Source organism: Chryseobacterium sp. RLHN22 (assembly GCF_051011795.1).
Classification (GTDB): Bacteria; Bacteroidota; Bacteroidia; order Flavobacteriales; family Weeksellaceae; genus Chryseobacterium; species Chryseobacterium zhengzhouense.
In genome coordinates this window covers 1-17,371 of sequence record NZ_JBPCHW010000006.1, presented here as the reverse complement: position 1 = coordinate 17,371, position 17,371 = coordinate 1, and the positions used below count along the sequence as shown (strand labels likewise).

Genomic DNA, 17,371 nt, shown 5'->3' with positions numbered 1-17,371 from the left:
ATGCTGAAAGTTGGAGATAAACTGCCACAATTTAAAGGAACAAATCAGGACGGACAAACAATTGATTCTAAAAATTTAATTGGTAAAAAACTGATTATTTTCTTTTATCCACAAGCCAATACACCAACCTGTACTGTGGAAGCCTGTAATCTGAGCGACAATTATTCACAGTTGGAGAAAGCAGGATTTCAATTGTTGGGAATCAGTGGTGATACGGTGAAAAAACAGAAAAATTTCCACAGTAAATTTGCATTTCCGTATGATTTAATTGCAGATGAAAATCGAGATATTATCGAAAAGTTTGGAGTCTGGCAGGAGAAAAAAACCTTCGGAAAAACATATATGGGAATTGTAAGAACGACTTTTATTTTCGACGAAAAAGGTATTTGCACGAGAGTGATTGAAAAAGTAACTTCTAAAACGGCGGCCGCGCAGATTCTTGAGGTTTAATTTTTATTTAAGTAATACGTTTGTCATTCTGAAAGAATCTAAACTGATAATAAGCACTGTTGAGATGCTTTCAGCATGACAAACTAGGTATTAACAAAGAACTATGCTTGTTATTCTGTTTCGTAATACATCAACTCTTCATTTTCATACGGGAGAGTCACATATTTCTGGAATTTTAAGCCTAATCTTTCGATTAATTTTTGAGATGATAAATTATCTTTTGAAGTGATTGCTGAAATTTTCTTTAAGCCAAATTCATCCATTCCGACAGACTTTATTTTTTGAGCAGCTTCAAACATTAATCCCTTCCCTTCAAATTTTTCAAGCACAGAAAAGCCGATGTCTACCACATCCAGCCCTTCTCTTTCGAAGATTCCTACACCACCGATCTTTTGATTTCCTTCTTTTAGAATAATCAGATAATTTCCGAAGCCCAGCTTTTCAAATTGCGGTAAAAATTTAAACTTTATATAATTTTCGGCATCAGAAAGAGAATTGATGTTTCGGTTGCCTATATATTTAATGAAATTAGGCATATTGTAAAGCTGAAGAATAAGATCTGCATCATCCACAGATATAGGACGAATCAAAAGTCTTTCGGTTTCGTAGATGTTATTTTCTTTTTTTGACAGGTTGCTTTTTAGGCTCATCTTTTGGTTCTTCTTTCTTTTCTATTTTTAAAAGTCTCGGATTATTTGGGCATTTTTTGGTATAAACCTCCATATACGGCCCATTGTCTTTCACATTAGAGATTACGCCTGTAGACTTATTGACCGTTAAAGTATAGTGTGTTTTCTGATAAGGGCATTCTTTTGAAGTAATCTTGCCCAGATCCAAATAATAGCTCGAAGAATCTTCGTAATAATTTGCGGCAATGTCTACAAATTGTTCATCGATCATATAGCCTTCCAAAACAGCAGATAAAGCGGCTTCTTCTACATTATCAGCTTTACCCATGAAGTCTTTAAGATCTTTAATTTCGGTGATATAACTGATCTTTCCTCCAACAGAATAGACAATATAATAAAAGCTTTCTTCTCCCGGTCTAAGATTAAACCCTGAAAACTGCGGAACATAATCCTGTTTTGTTCCCGAAATTTTTACTTCTTTATTTTTGCCATAGCTGTTGTGAACAAGCACCCAGAAATCAATTTTATGGTCCGGAATTATTTTAGACATAACACCGTCGATATTTGAGAATTTTTTCTTGTCTTGGGAAAAAACTGAAATTCCCAAAAACAGAAAAACAAAAAGAAAATCAGGGTTCATACTTTTTCTCATAGCTCAAATGCGGCAGAATTTTGCCAATATTTTACATAAACTTTTCGCCTTTTTTCAGGCTTTTTAAATCCAGAACGTAGTCTTTGATCTGCTGATCGTGTTTTCTCGGGCAGATTAAAAGAACTTTGTCCGTATCTACAACAATAAAATCTTTCAAGCCGTCTATAACAACTGCCTTGTTATTTTTTACATGAACGATATTTCCTGTCGAATCGTATGTAAGAGCCGTTTTTATATTTATGGAATTCTCGTTCTCGTCTCTTTCGCTGTTCTCGAAAACGGAAGTCCATGTGCCAAGATCACTCCATCCTAAATCTGCAGGAATGACGTAAACATTTTTTGCTTTTTCTAAAATTCCGTTATCGATTGAAATTTTCTGAATTTTAGGATAAATTAGTTCAATGCAGCTAACTTCAGCTTCAGCATTGTATTCGCAAGCCGTAAACTGTTGTGTCATATCAGGAAGGAAAGTTTCAAATGCTTTGTGAATAGAATTTACATTCCAGATAAAAATTCCGGCGTTCCAAAGGAAGTCACCGCTTTCTAAGAAACTTTTGGCAATTTCCAGAATAGGTTTTTCTGTAAACGTTTTAACTTTATAATAATCAGAATCTTTCTTATCAACAAACTGAATATACCCGTAACCTGTATCGGGTCTTGTCGGGGTAATTCCTAAAGTTACCAAATAATCGTGTGAAGAAGCCAAACTAAACGCCAATTCCACCTTCTCTAAGAAAACATCCTCTTTTAAAATCAAATGATCAGCTGGAAGCACAATCATCGTTGCATTCGGATTGATCTCTGCAATCTTATTTGCCATATAAAGATTACAGGCTGCCGTATTTTTCATCAAAGGTTCTCCCACAATATTTTGCTCAGGAATTTCCGGCAATTGCTGATGAGATAAGGCTACATATTCTTTATTTGTAATGACAAATATATTTTCGCTGGGAATGATTTTACTGATTCTATCATAGGTTTGCTGAATCATCGTGCGACCCGTACCTAAAATATCCTGAAATTGTTTTGGGAACTTCTGCGTGCTTAAAGGCCAGAATCTACTGCCGATTCCTCCTGCCATAATTACACAGTATTTATCTGATATTGACATATTTAACTGCATTTTTTCACTCTCGCCAAAGGTTTGAAAGAATACTTCCTTCCTGTAGCCAGATTCATACAAAGATAGTTTTTTTTGATTAGACCTTCCAATAAATACGTTTGGTTTCTGTAAACGAATTGATCTCCTTTTGAGAGTTCTTCAATATATTGAAGATTATCTTCATGATTTTCAATATGAAAATACTTTACCAAATCGGGACTCGCCATAAAATTGGCTTTTGGAGAATGCGAAAATTTAATAATAATCGGTTTTAAATCTTCTTTATAGACATCAAGGCTTTCAAGCAACATTTCTCTGAAGGTGAGTTTCCATTCATTACCATGTGGAGAAATTTTCCTTCCATATTTTTCGAAAGCGATGAGATGCGCTAACTCATGGGTCAGAACAAAAAAGAAAAGCTGCGGAACCAAGGTAGAATTAATGGTAATCTCGTGAGAACTGTCACAAAGTTTTCGATAATCTCCGAGCTTCGAATTGCGGTTTTTAGTAACTTTTATATGAATATAGTAATCTGAAAACCATTTCTTTAAATGCGAAAGTGTATTTTGCGGTAAATATTTTTCTAAAGAATGAATAGACATTTTACAAACTTAAAGGAATTCCTGCATAGAAATTCAATAATTTAAGGCTGAAAACATAATTATATTTTGCCTGTTCCACAGAACCTTGAGCGTTGGCGTAATTGTTTCGGGCAATATTCAGATCAAAAATGGTAGTACGTCCTGCGGCATAACTTTTATCTGCGAATTCCATTGCCAGTTTTGAGCTTTTCGCTGCTTCCAGTGCAGAAAGATACACTTCGTAATTCGCATCAACATCAAACTGAGCCTGTTGAACATTCTGCCTTACCGCCTGCTGTTGCTGTTCTAAAGAATTTTTAGCAATATTCTCGTTGATTTTCGATTGTTCCACCTGAAGTTTGGTAATTCCTTTATTAAAAATCGGAATGTTTAAATTCAATCCGCCTTGTTGACCGAAATTATCTTTATACTGCTGGAAAAAACCGGGTTCTTTAGTAGCATTCCCCATTTGGTCGTATCCTGAATAGGCTGTATTCAATAGATTCCTATAAAAAGTTCCTACTCCTACACTCGCAGTAAGCGTAGGCCAAAAAGCTGTTTTCGTAACTTCTGTCTGAGCTTCTGCAGATTTTATTCTGCTTTCTGCTGCTTTTATCTGAGGTTGACTTTCGTAAGCAGTATTTAAAACTTCATCTACGGAAATCATCTGCGGTGCAAGTTGCTCAGAAATTTCAACGTCTTCTACATCAAAACTTTTATAATCTTTTAACTGGAGCAATTGCGCCAATGCAAATAAACTTCGGTCTACATTGATTTCCGCTGTTTTTAAATTCTGTTTTTCTCTCGCCCACGCTGCTTCTGCTTCTGCCACAACAGTTTGAGCAGTTGTTCCTACATCTGTTGTAATTTTCGCTCTGTCAAATTGCTTTTTTGCATTTTCAGCAGCACTTTGAGCAATTTTCACAATTTCCTTATTCAGTAAAGTCGTTAAATATTGTCTTGCGATTTGTAACGAAATATCATTTTTAATCGTTTCGATATCATATTGACTCGCTTCTACATCAAACTGTGTTTTTCTGACAGTCTTTTCAAGTCTTCCATTGTTGTAAATTAAAATATCAGCTCCAATGTTTGCCGAATTACTGAACTGATCGTTTCGGATACTGGTCGTTCCCAAAGATGCCTGCCCAAAACTTACGTTATTTCCCATGCTTGCACTTACTGTCGGAAGATAATTTTTCTGAGCCATTCGAAGATTAGAATCCTGAATCTGTTTTGAATATTCATTCTGAATCACCTGAAGATTGTGCTTTACCGCATAATCTACGCACTCCCGCAAAGACCATTTCTCCTGTGCATTGATTCCTGCAAAGGCTAATCCCAAAACTACCGTCAAAACTTTTTTCATAAGGAAATATTTATGTTTTTAAGCATTTTAAACCGTTCCTTATTTCAATTAAGTACGATTTAAATTTTGCTTTTTCACCATTAGACGTTGAGATTATAAAAAAGTTACAGAATTAGAAAATTATTGTTTTATTTTAATGAAAGTTTTGAGAATTTTGCGGTATGACAAACGAACAATATCAGGAAGCTGTAGAATGGCTTTTCGTTCAGGCTCCAAACTATCAGATTGATGGCCAAAAAGCGTATAAACCGGGACTAGACAACATAAAACGACTTTGCGGTTTTTTCGGAAATCCACAAGACAAGATAAAGTGCATTCACATTGGAGGAACCAACGGAAAAGGTTCTACAAGCAATATGTTGTCTTCTATTCTTCAGGAAGCAGGCTACAAAGTCGGTCTCTATAATTCTCCGCATCTTATTGATTTTACCGAAAGAATTAAAGTAAATGGTAAAAATTGCGATAAAGAGTTTGTCTATCATTTCATTCAAAAATTAAAGAATCTGCCGGAAGATATTCGTCCTTCTTTTTTTGAATTTACCACCATTATGGCGTTTGAGTATTTTCATCAACAAAATGTAGATTTTGCGATTATTGAAGTTGGTTTAGGCGGAAGATTAGATTCAACCAATATTATCACTCCTATTGTAGCGGCAATTACCAATGTACAATTGGATCACCAAAATATTTTAGGAAACACCATTGAAGAAATTGCCGGAGAAAAAGCCGGAATCATTAAAAATAATATACCGATCATTTCCGGGGACGAAAATGAAGTGGTAAAAAATATCATCCAAACCAAAGCTGATAAAGAAAACGCTCCTTTTATTGACGCTACTCTATTGTATACGGATTTAAAATCCGATTTGAAAGGAAATTATCAGGAGAAAAATATTAAGGTCGTTTTAAGCTTAATTGAGGAATTAAAAAAATTAAATTTTCCCATTTCTGATGACAATATTGAAACCGGACTTCTAACCGTTCATAAAAATACCGGATTTATCGGTCGCTGGTTTGAATTTTCTCAAAATCCTTTGACAATTTGTGACACGGGACACAATCAGGCTGGTCTTGAATATGTTTTTTCACAGTTAAATTCTATGGAAAAGCACAAACATATTGTTTTAGGTTTTGTTAATGACAAAAAAATTGATGAAGTAATTACATTACTTCCTGAAAATTCCGAGTTTTATTTTGCAAAACCTTCTATTAACAGAGGAAGACATCCCAAGGATTACGAAGATTTGCTGATTAATGCAAAAATTTCTTATAAAATTTTCGATTCTGTACAGGAAGCCTATCTTTCTGCAAAACAAGAATGTACAGAGGGAGAAATGATTTTTATTGGCGGAAGCAACTTTGTAGTGGGAGATTTTTTAGAAAAAAATTTGGAGATAATCAAATAAGTTGTATATTTGCACCACTCTAAACGAGAAAACAAGTATAGAGGGTTCTTAGCTCAGTTGGTTCAGAGCATCTGGTTTACACCCAGAGGGTCGGGGGTTCGAATCCCTCAGGACCCACAAAAAGGAGACGAAACCTTTCAAAAAAATTCGGGTTCTTAGCTCAGTTGGTTCAGAGCATCTGGTTTACACCCAGAGGGTCGGGGGTTCGAATCCCTCAGGACCCACAAAAAATCTCTCTTTTTTAAGGGAGATTTTTTTTGTTTTACTATTTCACTCTATTCATAAGGGTCGATCGGATCTAAAGTTTGGGAAACCATGCAAAATTTTTGTTGGAAAAAAGATTATCTACTATACCACACAGCTGAAGTCTGAAATCTCCTGATTTTAACCTTGAAAGGCCTTGCTGAGACATTTACCAATCAAGATTAAATTGAAGCCATCTTTAAAACAGATTACATAAATTTTATCATAACAACCAGATAAGTCATTACAAGTAAACCTTCTCAGAAAACAATCTTTTAAATTATTCTAAAGACTGTTCTTTAGTTTTTATCAACACATAGTGAAAAATCATTATATTTTTATAAATTCACGAACAAATTATTAATATGAAAAACCAAATCTATTCTAAACTTTTATTTCTTTTTATTCCCTTTTCCATATTTTCTCAGACTTATCAATGGCAATGGGCCAAGCAAGGAGGCGGCAACAGTGGTTCGAATGGGACGGGCTTTACGGATACTACCGACGAAATGATAAGAAGTGTTGTTGTGGATAATCAAAACAATCATTACTATCTGAGCACTGTTTTCGAAGGTTCCCCAACCATAGACGGACAAGCCGTGACGAGCTATAATGCAAGAGATCTTGTGTTGTTTTCAACAGATTGTCAGGGAAATCTACGGTGGAGCAAGACGATCGGAGGTTATGGAAGTTTGGAACATGCCTGGAAACTTGAGGTTGATAACAGCGGAGGGTTATATATTATGGTAAATGTTGTAAATCAGGCTAACGTCAGCGCACCGTCAAATTACACGCCAATACACTTTGATACCAACATTTCAATGCCTGTCGTTGCAGTCGGATATAATAGTCCTGATCCTGACCCGGGGATTAATACGGCATTTCTCCTGAAATATAATACATCAGATGGTTCATTAGCATGGCAAAAACCTTTACAGGGTGCTGTAAACTATGCTTTAAGATCTTCAGACAACGGAATCTGGTGCCTAGACAATGCCAAGAATATACACGCCATCATAGGATTTACAGCGGGTACCCATTTAAACGGACTTATTACAGTGCCTTCCACATTTGTGAGTACTTTTCAGTATTACCTCGTGAAATTTTCTTTTGCCGGAGGAAGCATGACACCGGAAGCAAATCCTTTGCTGTTGCCGATCACAGGAAATCTAACAGCCGGAATGACTGCAGGAAAAATACAAATGTTATATGATGAAACCCTGAACCAATATTATATCGCAGGATCTAAAAACCTGAATCCAGTAACCCCTACAAGTGTTTCATACAATTCTAATCCGGTTAATAATGACGGATTTATTTTAGCCATCAACGGAGCCAATGGTAATGAAGTTTGGAGAAGAGAGCTCTATACTCCGAACATTTCTCTTCAGGATGACAAGATTTTTGGTCTTGTAAAAGACAGCAACTCTGACATTTACCTTTCCGGATTTTATTACCGAGGTACAGCCAATGATATCGCAACTTTTGGCAACTATAATTTTCCTTTACCATTGAATACAGGATATAATCCTTTTGTGATGAAATTGGGTTCTGGCGGAAACGTTCAGTGGGCAAAAATAGCAGAAAGCTTATCTCCGAATAATAATGTTGGGTACCGTTTTATGAAAGGCAATCTGGTCATTAACGGAAATGAATTAGCTTTTGTAAAAGGAAGCCGATCCGACATTTGGGGAAATTTTGCCATGACAAGACCCCAGAATGATCTTGCCGATCCGCTTTTGATTCGTTTTAATAAAAATGATGGAACCGTATTAGGCACCAATGAAATTCAGAGCAATTTTGGTTTTCAGGACGAATTGACTTCCGTGGCTGTTGATAACGATGGTAATTATATTGTCGGAGGCTTTTTCCATAATCAATAATTTACAGATCCGGCAGACGGAATAAATACTTTAACCGCAACGGGAAACAGTGGGAAATCTCAGTTTTTTGTGGCAAAATTGGCAAAATCTGCCTGTAGTGCGCTTTCTGTGGAAGAAACAGCCGCTGAAGCAGGAATAAAGATTTATCCCAATCCGGTTCAGGAAATTTTAAACATCAACAGCAAAGAAAACCTTCAGGCTTTTGAAATATATTCTTCTACGGGACAGCTTGTCACAAGAGGCAGTTTAAATTCTTCTCAATCTTCTATCAATACAACTTCTTTAAATACTGGAGTTTATTATATAAAAATTAAAACAGCAAAAGCGACCATCACTGAAAAATTTATAAAAAAATAAAGATTGTAAAGAAATATCGTAAAACAATAAATTTCAGTAAGTTAATAGATTTTTTCTGATTATTGCATTTTTCTTAAAAGCAGGCCCAATTTATATAGATCTAAATATTTCAGATTGGGATTTTTGGAAAGTAAATTCATTACGATCTTTTTTTCCAGCAAACTGTAAAGAAACAAAAATGTACTTTTCATTTTTATATTCTTTATCTTTTTAGCGACCCTATAAACTTTAATATCTTTAATAAATTTTTCGTTATCAGATTTTTGCAACAACAAACAAAGAGAGTCTATTGCCGTTTTTGTTTTATTTAAAAAAACTTCATTAGAAGCATCATCAAAATGTATCACAGGGTTTTGAATCGCAGAAAATTTCACCTTTGAGAATTCAAGCGTTTTGGCAAAAACAAAATCTTCGTAACCGTAATTTAGCAAAACTTCATTAAATGGAAATTTCTCCAGCACATTTCTTTTAATAATAAAATTGACTGTTTTTAAAAGTGCAAAGTCTGATGATCTTTCCACAGAAAAAATTTCTTTTTCAATAGAATATCGGTTTCGCAGGGTTTCGGAATGAGCCGGATCTATTTTGAAATTGCCATACAGTACCTCCACTCCTCTATTCTGATCTATTTCCTTTAAATAATTAGCCAGAAAATTTTTATCATCTATTTTAACATCACAGTCCAGAAAAAGCAAAAAATCGCCTTTTGTATAGTTTAAAAATAAGTTTCTGATTCTGGATCTACCGATATTTTTTTCAAGTAAAACAAACTGCTCTACTTTATTTTGAAGTTCATTGTTAATTTGTCTGAAATTTTCTTCTGAAGCATCATCAATAAGAACAATTTCTGCGTCGATTGATTGGTTTTTAATTTCTTTTTTAAGATCATCAACCAATTCTCTTACATCAAAATTATAAATGGGAATACAGACAGAAATTTTCATCTGTTATATTTTATCGATGATTTGCTGTACATTGATTTCTTCAAGGCAAGCCCAATCACCACGATAGCATTCTTTGTCGCCAAAAACCGAGCAAGGTCTGCACGTAAGATCTTTAATCTGTACCACATCATTTTCACTTTGTCCGAATCCTAAAAATCCTGCGTACGGATGAGTAGCTCCCCAAACGGAAACACATCTTGTTCCTACAATACTGGCTAAATGCATATTAGCCGAATCCATCGAAATCATTACTTCAAGTTGAGCAATTCTATTAAGCTCCTCAGAAAGATTAAGTTTTCCAGCTAAGCTTTTGGTATTTGGAATTTGTTGCTCCCAACTTTCAAGGGTTTCTGTTTCTTTTTTTCCACCTCCAAAAAAGTAGATTGTGTTTTTTTGTGCTAAAATTTTTACGAGCTCGAAAGACTTTTCGAGAGGAAGCATTTTTCCTTTATGTTGAGCAAATGGCGCAAAACCAATTCCTGACTTCTGAATCGCTTGAGGTCGTAATTGATGCGAAAGGTCAACTTTAAAACCCATATCACGGAAAACATCCGCATAGCGTTCTACCGTTTTTTTTAATTGAAATTTTTCAAGATTCCAGACATTCGTCAGATTTTCTTTTTCTTCTTTGCCTTTATTTATTTTGAAAACTTTCAACCCTTTTCTTACATAGATTTTATCTAAGATCTTAGAACGGATAACATCATGCAAATCAGCAACATAGTCAGGGTTATATTTTTTAAGAAGTTCTTTCCCTAATCTTCTGATTCCCAAAAATCCTTTATATTCATCAAGATCAATTCCATGGAATATAACGTTCGGAATATCAGCGAATAAGCTCTCAAAATTATTTCGTGAAACCATTACAATTTCTACATTGGGATTTTGTTCCAAAAACTCACGAAAAACCGGCACTGTCATAGCGACGTCACCGAAAGCGGAAAAACGGTATGCTAAAATTCTGGTCACCACTAAGATTTCAGTTGGTATGCAACAGCGTAAAATTTGATTTGCTTGGTCATCGCCATTAAACCATTGGCTCTGGAAGGCGATAAAAACTCCTGGAGCCCAATTTCTGAAATGAATTCGAAATCAGAATCAAGAATTTCTTTTGTGGAATGACCGCTGTAAATACTTACTAAAAGAGAAACGATTCCTTTTGGTAAGATCCCGTCTGAATCGGCATTGAAAAACAGTTTTCCATCTTTAAATTCAGCATCGATCCAAACTTTACTTTGGCAACCTTTAATTAAATTTTCATCGGTTTTTTTGTCGTCAGAAAGCCCTTTTAATTCTTTACCAAGATCAATAATATATTCATATTTCTGTTCCCAATCTTCCAAAAAGGCAAATTCGTCAATTATTTCCTGCTGTTTTTCTTTAATGGTCATTCTAAACAATTAATTTCCGCAAAGATACTAAATTTAGAAACTTAATTTTTTGCTGAAATATTTTGAAACTTTAAGAGTATTAAAGTTTTTAAGTTTAATTAAGAAAAATCAACCAAGCTTGAAGAGAAACTTAGTTGATAATTTTCTGAGACGCTTTTTCAAAGATTTGGAGCAATTTTAGTTCTTCATTTTCCCAACAAAGAACCTCTGCAGCTTTTTCAAGTTCCGGCTGATAATTTTTTCTGCCTTTATCTAAAACTTTTCGAATAGCCGAAGAAATTGTTTCCGGTTGATGATTTTCAATAATTTCACCTACATCAAACTGATTTTTAATATGCGTCATTTCCGGCAAATTTGCCATAATTAAAGGAACTCGAGCCTGAATACAGTCTAAAACTTTGTTGGGAAGCGAGTAAAAATAGCTTTCACCCCCATTTTCTTCGATGCTCATTCCTAAATCTGCGGTAACGGTAATTTTTCTTAAATCTTCCGGCAACAATTTCCCTAAAAACTCAACTTTATGCTGAAGATTTTCTTTAATCACTAAATCTTCGTATTCTTTTTTTCTCGGTCCGTCTCCTGCAATTTTAAAAATAACATTTTCAAGATGATGCATTGCCAAAATGGCTTTATCGATTCCACGAAAAGGATTTATCGCACCTTGATATAATACTATTTTTGGCTGATTATCCGGAATTTCAATAGGATAATCTATTTTTCTCGGAGCGTTTTGTACCACAACCGGCTGAAGTCCGTACTTATTCTGAAACCATTTAGCATAACTCCCACTTGCTGTCATCATGAATTCCAATTTCGGAACAATCTTATCCTGTAAATAACGCCACAATTTTTGTGACATTTTTCCCTGAACAGCAGGCATCTCAGAAAAAATTTCGTGACTGTCAAAAACCAAAGGAATTTTATATTTTTTTGAAATCAGATAATTTGGCAAAAGCGCATCCAGATCATTGGCATGAAGAATAACATTTTTGTTTTCCTTCACTTTTCCGTATAATTCCCAATACAATTTCCAGTTAAATTCAAAGTATGCGGTTTTCAAAGTTTTAGAAACAAGAGGAATTCTGGAAAACAGATAAGGTCGTTCCATATTTTCAGCTCCACCCCAATTATTTCCAATCAACTCAACTTCGTAGCCGTTTTCATGTAACGTTTGGCATACTTTCTCAATTCTTTGGTCTGTATAAAGATTACTGAATGCAGAAGTAATGATTTTTTTCCTGCTCATTGTTTTTTCTTTGCTGTCACTAAATGATAAACCTGTACAAAACAAATAATCGCATTCGGGATGATGACCGGCCAAAGCATTCCGTTTAAAAAACCATAAGTTACAAAACAGATGCAGCCAATCAAATTGACAATTCTAATTTTGGTTAAATCTTTAAGGATAAAACTTAAAACTATGAAAACTGAAGCAGCATAACCAATGTAATTGACAATCTCGGAACTCATGAGGAATATTTGAGGAAGACAAACTTAGTCATTTTCAATAAGATAAAAAACTATTTTCTGCCATAAAGTCATTATTTGTTTTTTGGTAAAATATTTGTAATTTAGATTGTGAATATAAAGCAATTCTGCTTTTATTCTAATGAGTTAAATTATGGATTATAAGTTTTCACAAGGTTTGAGCCAGGTGTTCAAACAAAGCAAAAGCGAAGCTAAAAGGCTGAAAAGTGAATTTCTTAATACAGAACATCTACTTTTAGGTATTATAAAAACAGAAAACTCTGCGAAAGAAATCCTTCAAAACCTCAATGCGGACTTAACACAAATCAGAAGAAAAATTGAAACTTTAAATACAGCAAGTCTAAATCCTATTTCTGAAGAGGTTACCAATATTTCGTTCACGAAAATGGCAGATCATGCCATAAAACGTTCTGAACTTGAATGCAGACAATACAAAAGCAATGAAATTAATACCGTTCACCTGCTTTTAGGCATTCTATATAAATATGAAGATCCTACTTCGAATATTTTGGGAGCTTATGATATCGATTATGAAGGAGTTTCAAGAGAGTATCAGACGATGCTTAAAAATTCCGGACAGGCGCCACAGAATTCTGCTTACGATGATGATGACGACAGAGAAGAATTTGAGCAGATGAGAAAACCAACAGGAAATCTGGGTTCTGCAAAAAGTAAAACTCCTACCTTAGATAACTTCGGTAGAGATTTAACTTCTTTGGCAAGAGACGGAAAATTAGATCCTGTCATTGGTCGTGAGAAAGAAATTGAAAGAGTTTCTCAGATCTTATCAAGAAGAAAGAAAAACAATCCGCTTCTTATTGGTGAACCGGGCGTTGGTAAATCTGCCATTGCTGAAGGTTTGGCATTAAGAATTCAGCAGAAAAAAGTTTCGAGGGTTCTTTTTGGTAAAAGAGTAATCACTCTAGATTTGGCGAGTTTGGTTGCCGGAACAAAATATCGTGGTCAGTTTGAAGAAAGAATGAAAGCCATCATGACGGAATTAGAAAAAAACCGTGATGTAATTTTGTTCATCGACGAGCTTCACACTATTGTTGGAGCAGGAAGTTCTACGGGAAGTTTAGACGCTTCTAATATGTTCAAACCAGCTTTGGCAAGAGGTGAAATTCAATGCATCGGAGCAACTACTTTGGATGAGTACCGTCAATATATTGAAAAAGATGGTGCTTTAGAAAGAAGATTCCAGAAAGTAATGGTGGAGCCTACTTCTATCGATGAAACGATTCAGATTCTGAATCAGATTAAAGATAAGTATGAAGAACACCACAATGTTGTTTATACGCCTGAAGCAATCGCAGCGTGTGTCAATTTGACATCGAGATATATTACAGACCGTTTTTTACCAGACAAAGCAATTGATGCAATGGACGAAGCAGGCTCTCGTGTTTATATTAAAAACATGAAAGTTCCTACTGCGATCATTGATTTCGAAAAGAAAATCGAAGACATCAAAGAATTAAAGCAAAAAGCGGTAAAAGCTCAGGATTATCTTGAAGCGAGAAAGCTAAAAGATGAAGAAGAAAGACTTCAGATGGAATTAAACTCTGCTCAGGATCAATGGGATAAAGATGTAAAAGAGAAAAAAGAAACTGTTTCTGAGGAAAATGTAGCAGAAGTTGTTTCGATGATGAGTGGTGTTCCAGTAACGAAAGTGGGTAAAAACGAGCTTGACAAATTAGCTCAAATGGATGGATTGCTGAACGGAAAAGTGATTGGTCAGGAAGATGCTGTAAAAAAAGTTGTGAAAGCAATTCAGAGAAACAGAGCCGGGCTGAAAGATCCGAATCGTCCGATTGGTACATTCATTTTCTTAGGAACAACCGGAGTTGGTAAAACCGAATTGGCAAAAGTAATGGCAAGAGAACTCTTCGATTCTGATGAAGCTTTGATCAGAATTGATATGAGTGAATATATGGAAAAATTCGCAGTTTCAAGATTAGTTGGGGCGCCTCCGGGATACGTTGGATACGAAGAAGGTGGTCAGTTAACGGAAGCAGTAAGAAGAAAACCTTATGCTGTTGTACTTCTGGATGAGATCGAAAAAGCGCATCCGGATGTATTCAATATTTTGCTTCAGATTTTGGATGAAGGTCATGTTACAGACAGTTTAGGTAGAAAAATTGATTTTAGAAATACCATCATTATTCTTACATCAAACATCGGAACGAGAGATATTAAAGACTTTGGTGACGGTGTTGGGTTTGGAACTACAGCGAAGAAAACAACAGCAGATTCAAGAGCGAGAAGTACTATTGAAAATGCTCTTAAAAAAGCTTTTGCACCGGAATTCTTAAACAGAATTGATGACATTGTGATCTTCAACTCTCTTGAGCAAAACGATATTAAGAGAATTATCGACCTTGAGCTGACTAAGCTTTATGGAAGACTTGAAAAATTAGGTTATAAAGTTGAATTAACAACTGAAGCTAAAGATTTCATCTCTGAAAAAGGCTGGGATAAAGATTTTGGAGCAAGACCGTTAAAGAGAGCTATTCAGAAATATATTGAAGATTTATTGGCAGAAATGTTAGTGAACAAACAGCTATCTGAAGGCGAGACGGTTACTTTAGACCTTAATGAAGCTAAAGACGGATTAGTTGGAAAAACTTCAAAGCCAAAAAAATCGGCTGAAAAGTCACAATCTTAGAATAACAAATTTTTTATAAATCAAAAGCATCGGGAAAATTCCCGATGCTTTTTTGTTTACCACCCACCGATCTTACGGATTTTCACAGATTATTGAGAATAGAATCACATATTTAAACAGAAATTTCAATCTGAAGATCATATTGATCTCTATTTACAAACCCACGACAAACCCAATACTCGGAACCAATCCGCTTGCAAAAATACTGTTGTTTTCTTTATATAAAACATTGTACATGATACCTAACTGCAGAAAAGAATTATTGCCAATTCTCTGTAAATAACCACCTCCTAAGTATAGAGCTGTTTCTTCATCGCTTGATTTGAAATCGTAATACTTATCTTTATAATTGATGAAAAAATGCTGGAGATTTCCGCTTACATAAAAAGACCTTGCGAAATAGTAGTTCACGAAAGGTCCAACTCCAAACATCGTAGAATTATAAAAATCCGAAGTCTGCCACATCACTGTTCCCGTTATTCCTGCTTCCAGATCATCCGTTACCCGATAACCTACTCTTGGTGAAGCCTGTAAATTGAACATCGAATTACTTCCAAAGCCGAAGCCGATTCCTCCACCGAAAGTCCACCGATTGTTGTTTTGGGGAGGCGTTCCCACTGCAACCTGAGAAAATGAAAGAATAGAAATTAAAATAAAGGAAGAAATAAATAGCTTTTTCATAATTATCTATTTTGTTTAGTTAATTTTAAATATTGATTAATTAATACTATCGTTTTTATCAATCCTTAAAATTATCATTTTTTTTGAGAACAGGATTATCGTAATTTTGCCGCGTCAAACTAAGAACTCCCGTTAAGAGTTTCGTAAAATTGAATATAATGAAAGTAGTAGTAGGCCTTTCCGGAGGTGTAGATTCGAGTGTTACAGCGTATTTGCTGCAACAGCAAGGCCATGAAGTCGTGGCTCTTTTTATGAGAAACTGGAACGATGCATCGGTAACTCTGGAAGATGAATGTCCGTGGATTGAAGATAGCAATGATGCTTTAATGGTTGCTCAAAAGCTTGGAATTCCTTTTCAGGTGATCGATATGAGTGAACTTTACAAAGAAAGGATCGTTGATTATATGTTCGATGAATATCAGAAAGGAAGAACTCCGAATCCTGATGTTTTGTGCAACAGAGAAGTAAAATTCGATGTTTTTATGAAAACCGCTATGTCTTTGGGTGCCGATAAAGTGGCAACGGGACATTATGCAAGAGTGGATTCTACTTTCGATGAAAACGGAAAAGAAATTTTCCACCTTTTGGCCGGAAAAGATAATAATAAAGATCAATCATATTTTTTATGTCAGTTGAGTCAGGATCAATTGTCAAAAGCATTATTTCCGATTGGTGAATTGACGAAGCCTGAAGTAAGAGAAATCGCAAAGAAAATTGGTTTGGTAACCGCAGACAAAAAAGATTCTCAGGGATTGTGCTTTATCGGAAAAGTGAGCTTACCCCAATTTTTGCAGCAACAATTGGTTCCGAAAGAAGGAGAAATTGTTGAGATTTTCAAAGATTCCCCACTTTTTTCTGAAGAAGCACCCAATTTTTCTTCAAAACAAGAGGAACTTGAATATCTAAGCAGAAAAATCAATTACAAAAAATCTGACGGAAAAACAATAGGAAAGCATCAAGGTGCCCAATTTTTCACGATCGGACAGTCTAAAGGACTTGGAATCGGCGGACATAAAGAAAGCTGCTTTATCATCTCCAGAGACATGGAAAATAACATTCTCTTCGTGGGAGAAGGTCATCAGTTTCCGGGACTGCTAAAAAAAGCCCTTAAAATTGATAATTCTGAATTGCACTGGGTACGTGAAGACCTGAAGTTACAAAACGGAGAATCGATGGAAGTAATGGCAAGATTCAGATACAGACAACCGTTGCAGAAAGCGACTTTATACCAATTTGAGGAAGGGTTTTACGTGGAATTTGACCAACCACAATCTGCTATTGCAGAAGGACAATTTGCTTCGTGGTATATTGGCGAAGAGTTAATTGGCAGCGGAGTGATTTCGTAGTTTCGATTGTCATTTTCTGACAAACTTTATAAGTTAAACGTCACAGGTTTTTGTAACCTGTGACGTTTTTTAGTTGTCGTTTCTTAGCCCGGATTGAGCGGTATGTTTGAGCTCTTTTCCCTGTGTTTCGGGGGGGGGGGGGGGGGGGGGGGGGGGGGAGAAAAAAAAAAAAAAAAAAAAAAAA

17 protein-coding genes and 2 tRNA genes are annotated in these 17,371 nt (G+C 35.3%); 8 read left to right on the top strand and 11 right to left on the bottom strand.

All coding sequences use genetic code 11. From position 1 onward, the window contains the following. Nucleotides 1-450: a thioredoxin-dependent thiol peroxidase gene (bcp, locus tag ACR1PN_RS07690; protein WP_433979552.1), complete on the top strand. Its 450-nt coding sequence runs from the start codon at nucleotides 1-3 to the stop codon at nucleotides 448-450. A gap of 110 nt (nucleotides 451-560) precedes the next feature. Here the strand turns inward: bcp and ACR1PN_RS07685 are convergent, their stop codons facing one another. Genes ACR1PN_RS07685 through ACR1PN_RS07665 form a run of 5 tightly spaced genes read right to left on the bottom strand, consistent with a single transcriptional unit; the run spans nucleotide 561 to nucleotide 4,783 of the window. Further along, nucleotides 561-1,100 carry a GNAT family N-acetyltransferase gene (locus ACR1PN_RS07685; protein WP_433979551.1) on the bottom strand — a complete coding sequence of 180 codons (540 nt, stop codon included), beginning with the start codon at nucleotides 1,098-1,100 and terminating at the stop codon, nucleotides 561-563. Continuing rightward, a complete protein-coding gene (locus tag ACR1PN_RS07680; protein WP_433979550.1) occupies nucleotides 1,063-1,719 on the bottom strand; it encodes a hypothetical protein in 657 nt (218 codons plus the stop codon). Before ACR1PN_RS07680 ends, ACR1PN_RS07685 begins: the two co-directional genes overlap by 38 nt. A 43-nt stretch (nucleotides 1,720-1,762) precedes the next feature. Continuing rightward, nucleotides 1,763-2,842 carry a mannose-1-phosphate guanylyltransferase gene (locus ACR1PN_RS07675; RefSeq protein ID WP_433979549.1) on the bottom strand — a complete coding sequence of 360 codons (1,080 nt, stop codon included), beginning with the start codon at nucleotides 2,840-2,842 and terminating at the stop codon, nucleotides 1,763-1,765. A gap of 2 nt (nucleotides 2,843-2,844) precedes the next feature. Continuing rightward, entirely contained in the window at nucleotides 2,845-3,435 is a 591-nt protein-coding gene (locus tag ACR1PN_RS07670; protein WP_433979548.1) for a SprT-like domain-containing protein, read from the bottom strand. Nucleotide 3,436: 1 nt separating this feature from the next. Further along, complete coding sequence (locus ACR1PN_RS07665; protein ID WP_378182554.1) at nucleotides 3,437-4,783, bottom strand: TolC family protein; 1,347 nt, start codon at nucleotides 4,781-4,783, stop codon at nucleotides 3,437-3,439. A gap of 161 nt (nucleotides 4,784-4,944) precedes the next feature. On the opposite strand from ACR1PN_RS07665, the gene ACR1PN_RS07660 reads away from it, so the two are divergent. The 5 genes from ACR1PN_RS07660 (at nucleotide 4,945) to ACR1PN_RS07640 (ending at nucleotide 8,672) form a co-directional block, all read left to right on the top strand. Next, nucleotides 4,945-6,189 (top strand): bifunctional folylpolyglutamate synthase/dihydrofolate synthase, encoded by a 1,245-nt coding sequence (locus ACR1PN_RS07660; protein WP_433979547.1) that lies wholly within the window; start codon nucleotides 4,945-4,947, stop codon nucleotides 6,187-6,189. Between the two features lie 42 nt (nucleotides 6,190-6,231). Then, nucleotides 6,232-6,306, top strand: a tRNA-Val gene (locus ACR1PN_RS07655). A 32-nt stretch (nucleotides 6,307-6,338) separates the two neighbouring features. After that, nucleotides 6,339-6,413 (top strand) — tRNA-Val (locus ACR1PN_RS07650). A 384-nt stretch (nucleotides 6,414-6,797) separates the two neighbouring features. Next, entirely contained in the window at nucleotides 6,798-8,315 is a 1,518-nt protein-coding gene (locus tag ACR1PN_RS07645; RefSeq protein WP_433979546.1) for a hypothetical protein, read from the top strand. A gap of 69 nt (nucleotides 8,316-8,384) precedes the next feature. Continuing rightward, nucleotides 8,385-8,672 carry a T9SS type A sorting domain-containing protein gene (locus ACR1PN_RS07640; protein WP_433979545.1) on the top strand — a complete coding sequence of 96 codons (288 nt, stop codon included), beginning with the start codon at nucleotides 8,385-8,387 and terminating at the stop codon, nucleotides 8,670-8,672. Between the two features lie 59 nt (nucleotides 8,673-8,731). Here the strand turns inward: ACR1PN_RS07640 and ACR1PN_RS07635 are convergent, their stop codons facing one another. From ACR1PN_RS07635 to ACR1PN_RS07615, 5 genes are all read right to left on the bottom strand, one after another. Continuing rightward, nucleotides 8,732-9,616: a glycosyltransferase family 2 protein gene (locus tag ACR1PN_RS07635; protein ID WP_433979544.1), complete on the bottom strand. Its 885-nt coding sequence runs from the start codon at nucleotides 9,614-9,616 to the stop codon at nucleotides 8,732-8,734. Nucleotides 9,617-9,619: 3 nt separating this feature from the next. Continuing rightward, a complete protein-coding gene (locus ACR1PN_RS07630) occupies nucleotides 9,620-10,585 on the bottom strand; it encodes a glycosyltransferase family 9 protein (protein WP_433979543.1) in 966 nt (321 codons plus the stop codon). Nucleotides 10,586-10,587: 2 nt separating this feature from the next. Beyond that, nucleotides 10,588-11,007: a SufE family protein gene (locus ACR1PN_RS07625; RefSeq protein ID WP_034672812.1), complete on the bottom strand. Its 420-nt coding sequence runs from the start codon at nucleotides 11,005-11,007 to the stop codon at nucleotides 10,588-10,590. A 130-nt stretch (nucleotides 11,008-11,137) separates the two neighbouring features. Further along, nucleotides 11,138-12,253, bottom strand: coding sequence for a glycosyltransferase (locus ACR1PN_RS07620; protein ID WP_433979542.1), 1,116 nt, complete (start codon nucleotides 12,251-12,253; stop codon nucleotides 11,138-11,140). Then, nucleotides 12,250-12,477 (bottom strand): uroporphyrinogen decarboxylase, encoded by a 228-nt coding sequence (locus tag ACR1PN_RS07615; protein ID WP_433979541.1) that lies wholly within the window; start codon nucleotides 12,475-12,477, stop codon nucleotides 12,250-12,252. The genes ACR1PN_RS07620 and ACR1PN_RS07615 overlap by 4 nt, the downstream gene beginning before the upstream one ends. Nucleotides 12,478-12,628: 151 nt before the next feature. On the opposite strand from ACR1PN_RS07615, the gene ACR1PN_RS07610 reads away from it, so the two are divergent. After that, nucleotides 12,629-15,160, top strand: a complete 2,532-nt coding sequence (locus ACR1PN_RS07610; protein ID WP_433979540.1) for an ATP-dependent Clp protease ATP-binding subunit — start codon at nucleotides 12,629-12,631, stop codon at nucleotides 15,158-15,160. 153 nt (nucleotides 15,161-15,313) lie between these two features. Here ACR1PN_RS07610 and ACR1PN_RS07605 read toward each other — a convergent pair whose 3' ends face one another. Next, nucleotides 15,314-15,841, bottom strand: a complete 528-nt coding sequence (locus ACR1PN_RS07605; RefSeq protein WP_433979539.1) for a hypothetical protein — start codon at nucleotides 15,839-15,841, stop codon at nucleotides 15,314-15,316. A gap of 158 nt (nucleotides 15,842-15,999) precedes the next feature. Between ACR1PN_RS07605 and mnmA the strand changes: the two genes are divergently transcribed. Continuing rightward, nucleotides 16,000-17,187, top strand: coding sequence for a tRNA 2-thiouridine(34) synthase MnmA (gene mnmA, locus ACR1PN_RS07600; protein ID WP_433979538.1), 1,188 nt, complete (start codon nucleotides 16,000-16,002; stop codon nucleotides 17,185-17,187). Nucleotides 17,188-17,371 lie beyond the last annotated feature (184 nt).

Bases quoted from the DNA above. Each gene is read 5' to 3' on its own strand.
- bcp (WP_433979552.1), top strand. From the start codon at position 1: ATGCTGAAAGTTGGAGATAAACTGCCACAATTTAAAGGAACAAATCAG.
- ACR1PN_RS07685 (WP_433979551.1), bottom strand. From the start codon at position 1,100: ATGAGCCTAAAAAGCAACCTGTCAAAAAAAGAAAATAACATCTACGAA.
- ACR1PN_RS07680 (WP_433979550.1), bottom strand. From the start codon at position 1,719: ATGAACCCTGATTTTCTTTTTGTTTTTCTGTTTTTGGGAATTTCAGTT.
- ACR1PN_RS07675 (WP_433979549.1), bottom strand. From the start codon at position 2,842: ATGTCAATATCAGATAAATACTGTGTAATTATGGCAGGAGGAATCGGC.
- ACR1PN_RS07670 (WP_433979548.1), bottom strand. From the start codon at position 3,435: ATGTCTATTCATTCTTTAGAAAAATATTTACCGCAAAATACACTTTCG.
- ACR1PN_RS07665 (WP_378182554.1), bottom strand. From the start codon at position 4,783: ATGAAAAAAGTTTTGACGGTAGTTTTGGGATTAGCCTTTGCAGGAATC.
- ACR1PN_RS07660 (WP_433979547.1), top strand. From the start codon at position 4,945: ATGACAAACGAACAATATCAGGAAGCTGTAGAATGGCTTTTCGTTCAG.
- ACR1PN_RS07645 (WP_433979546.1), top strand. From the start codon at position 6,798: ATGAAAAACCAAATCTATTCTAAACTTTTATTTCTTTTTATTCCCTTT.
- ACR1PN_RS07635 (WP_433979544.1), bottom strand. From the start codon at position 9,616: ATGAAAATTTCTGTCTGTATTCCCATTTATAATTTTGATGTAAGAGAA.
- ACR1PN_RS07625 (WP_034672812.1), bottom strand. From the start codon at position 11,007: ATGACCATTAAAGAAAAACAGCAGGAAATAATTGACGAATTTGCCTTT.
- ACR1PN_RS07620 (WP_433979542.1), bottom strand. From the start codon at position 12,253: ATGAGCAGGAAAAAAATCATTACTTCTGCATTCAGTAATCTTTATACA.
- ACR1PN_RS07615 (WP_433979541.1), bottom strand. From the start codon at position 12,477: ATGAGTTCCGAGATTGTCAATTACATTGGTTATGCTGCTTCAGTTTTC.
- ACR1PN_RS07610 (WP_433979540.1), top strand. From the start codon at position 12,629: ATGGATTATAAGTTTTCACAAGGTTTGAGCCAGGTGTTCAAACAAAGC.
- ACR1PN_RS07605 (WP_433979539.1), bottom strand. From the start codon at position 15,841: ATGAAAAAGCTATTTATTTCTTCCTTTATTTTAATTTCTATTCTTTCA.
- mnmA (WP_433979538.1), top strand. From the start codon at position 16,000: ATGAAAGTAGTAGTAGGCCTTTCCGGAGGTGTAGATTCGAGTGTTACA.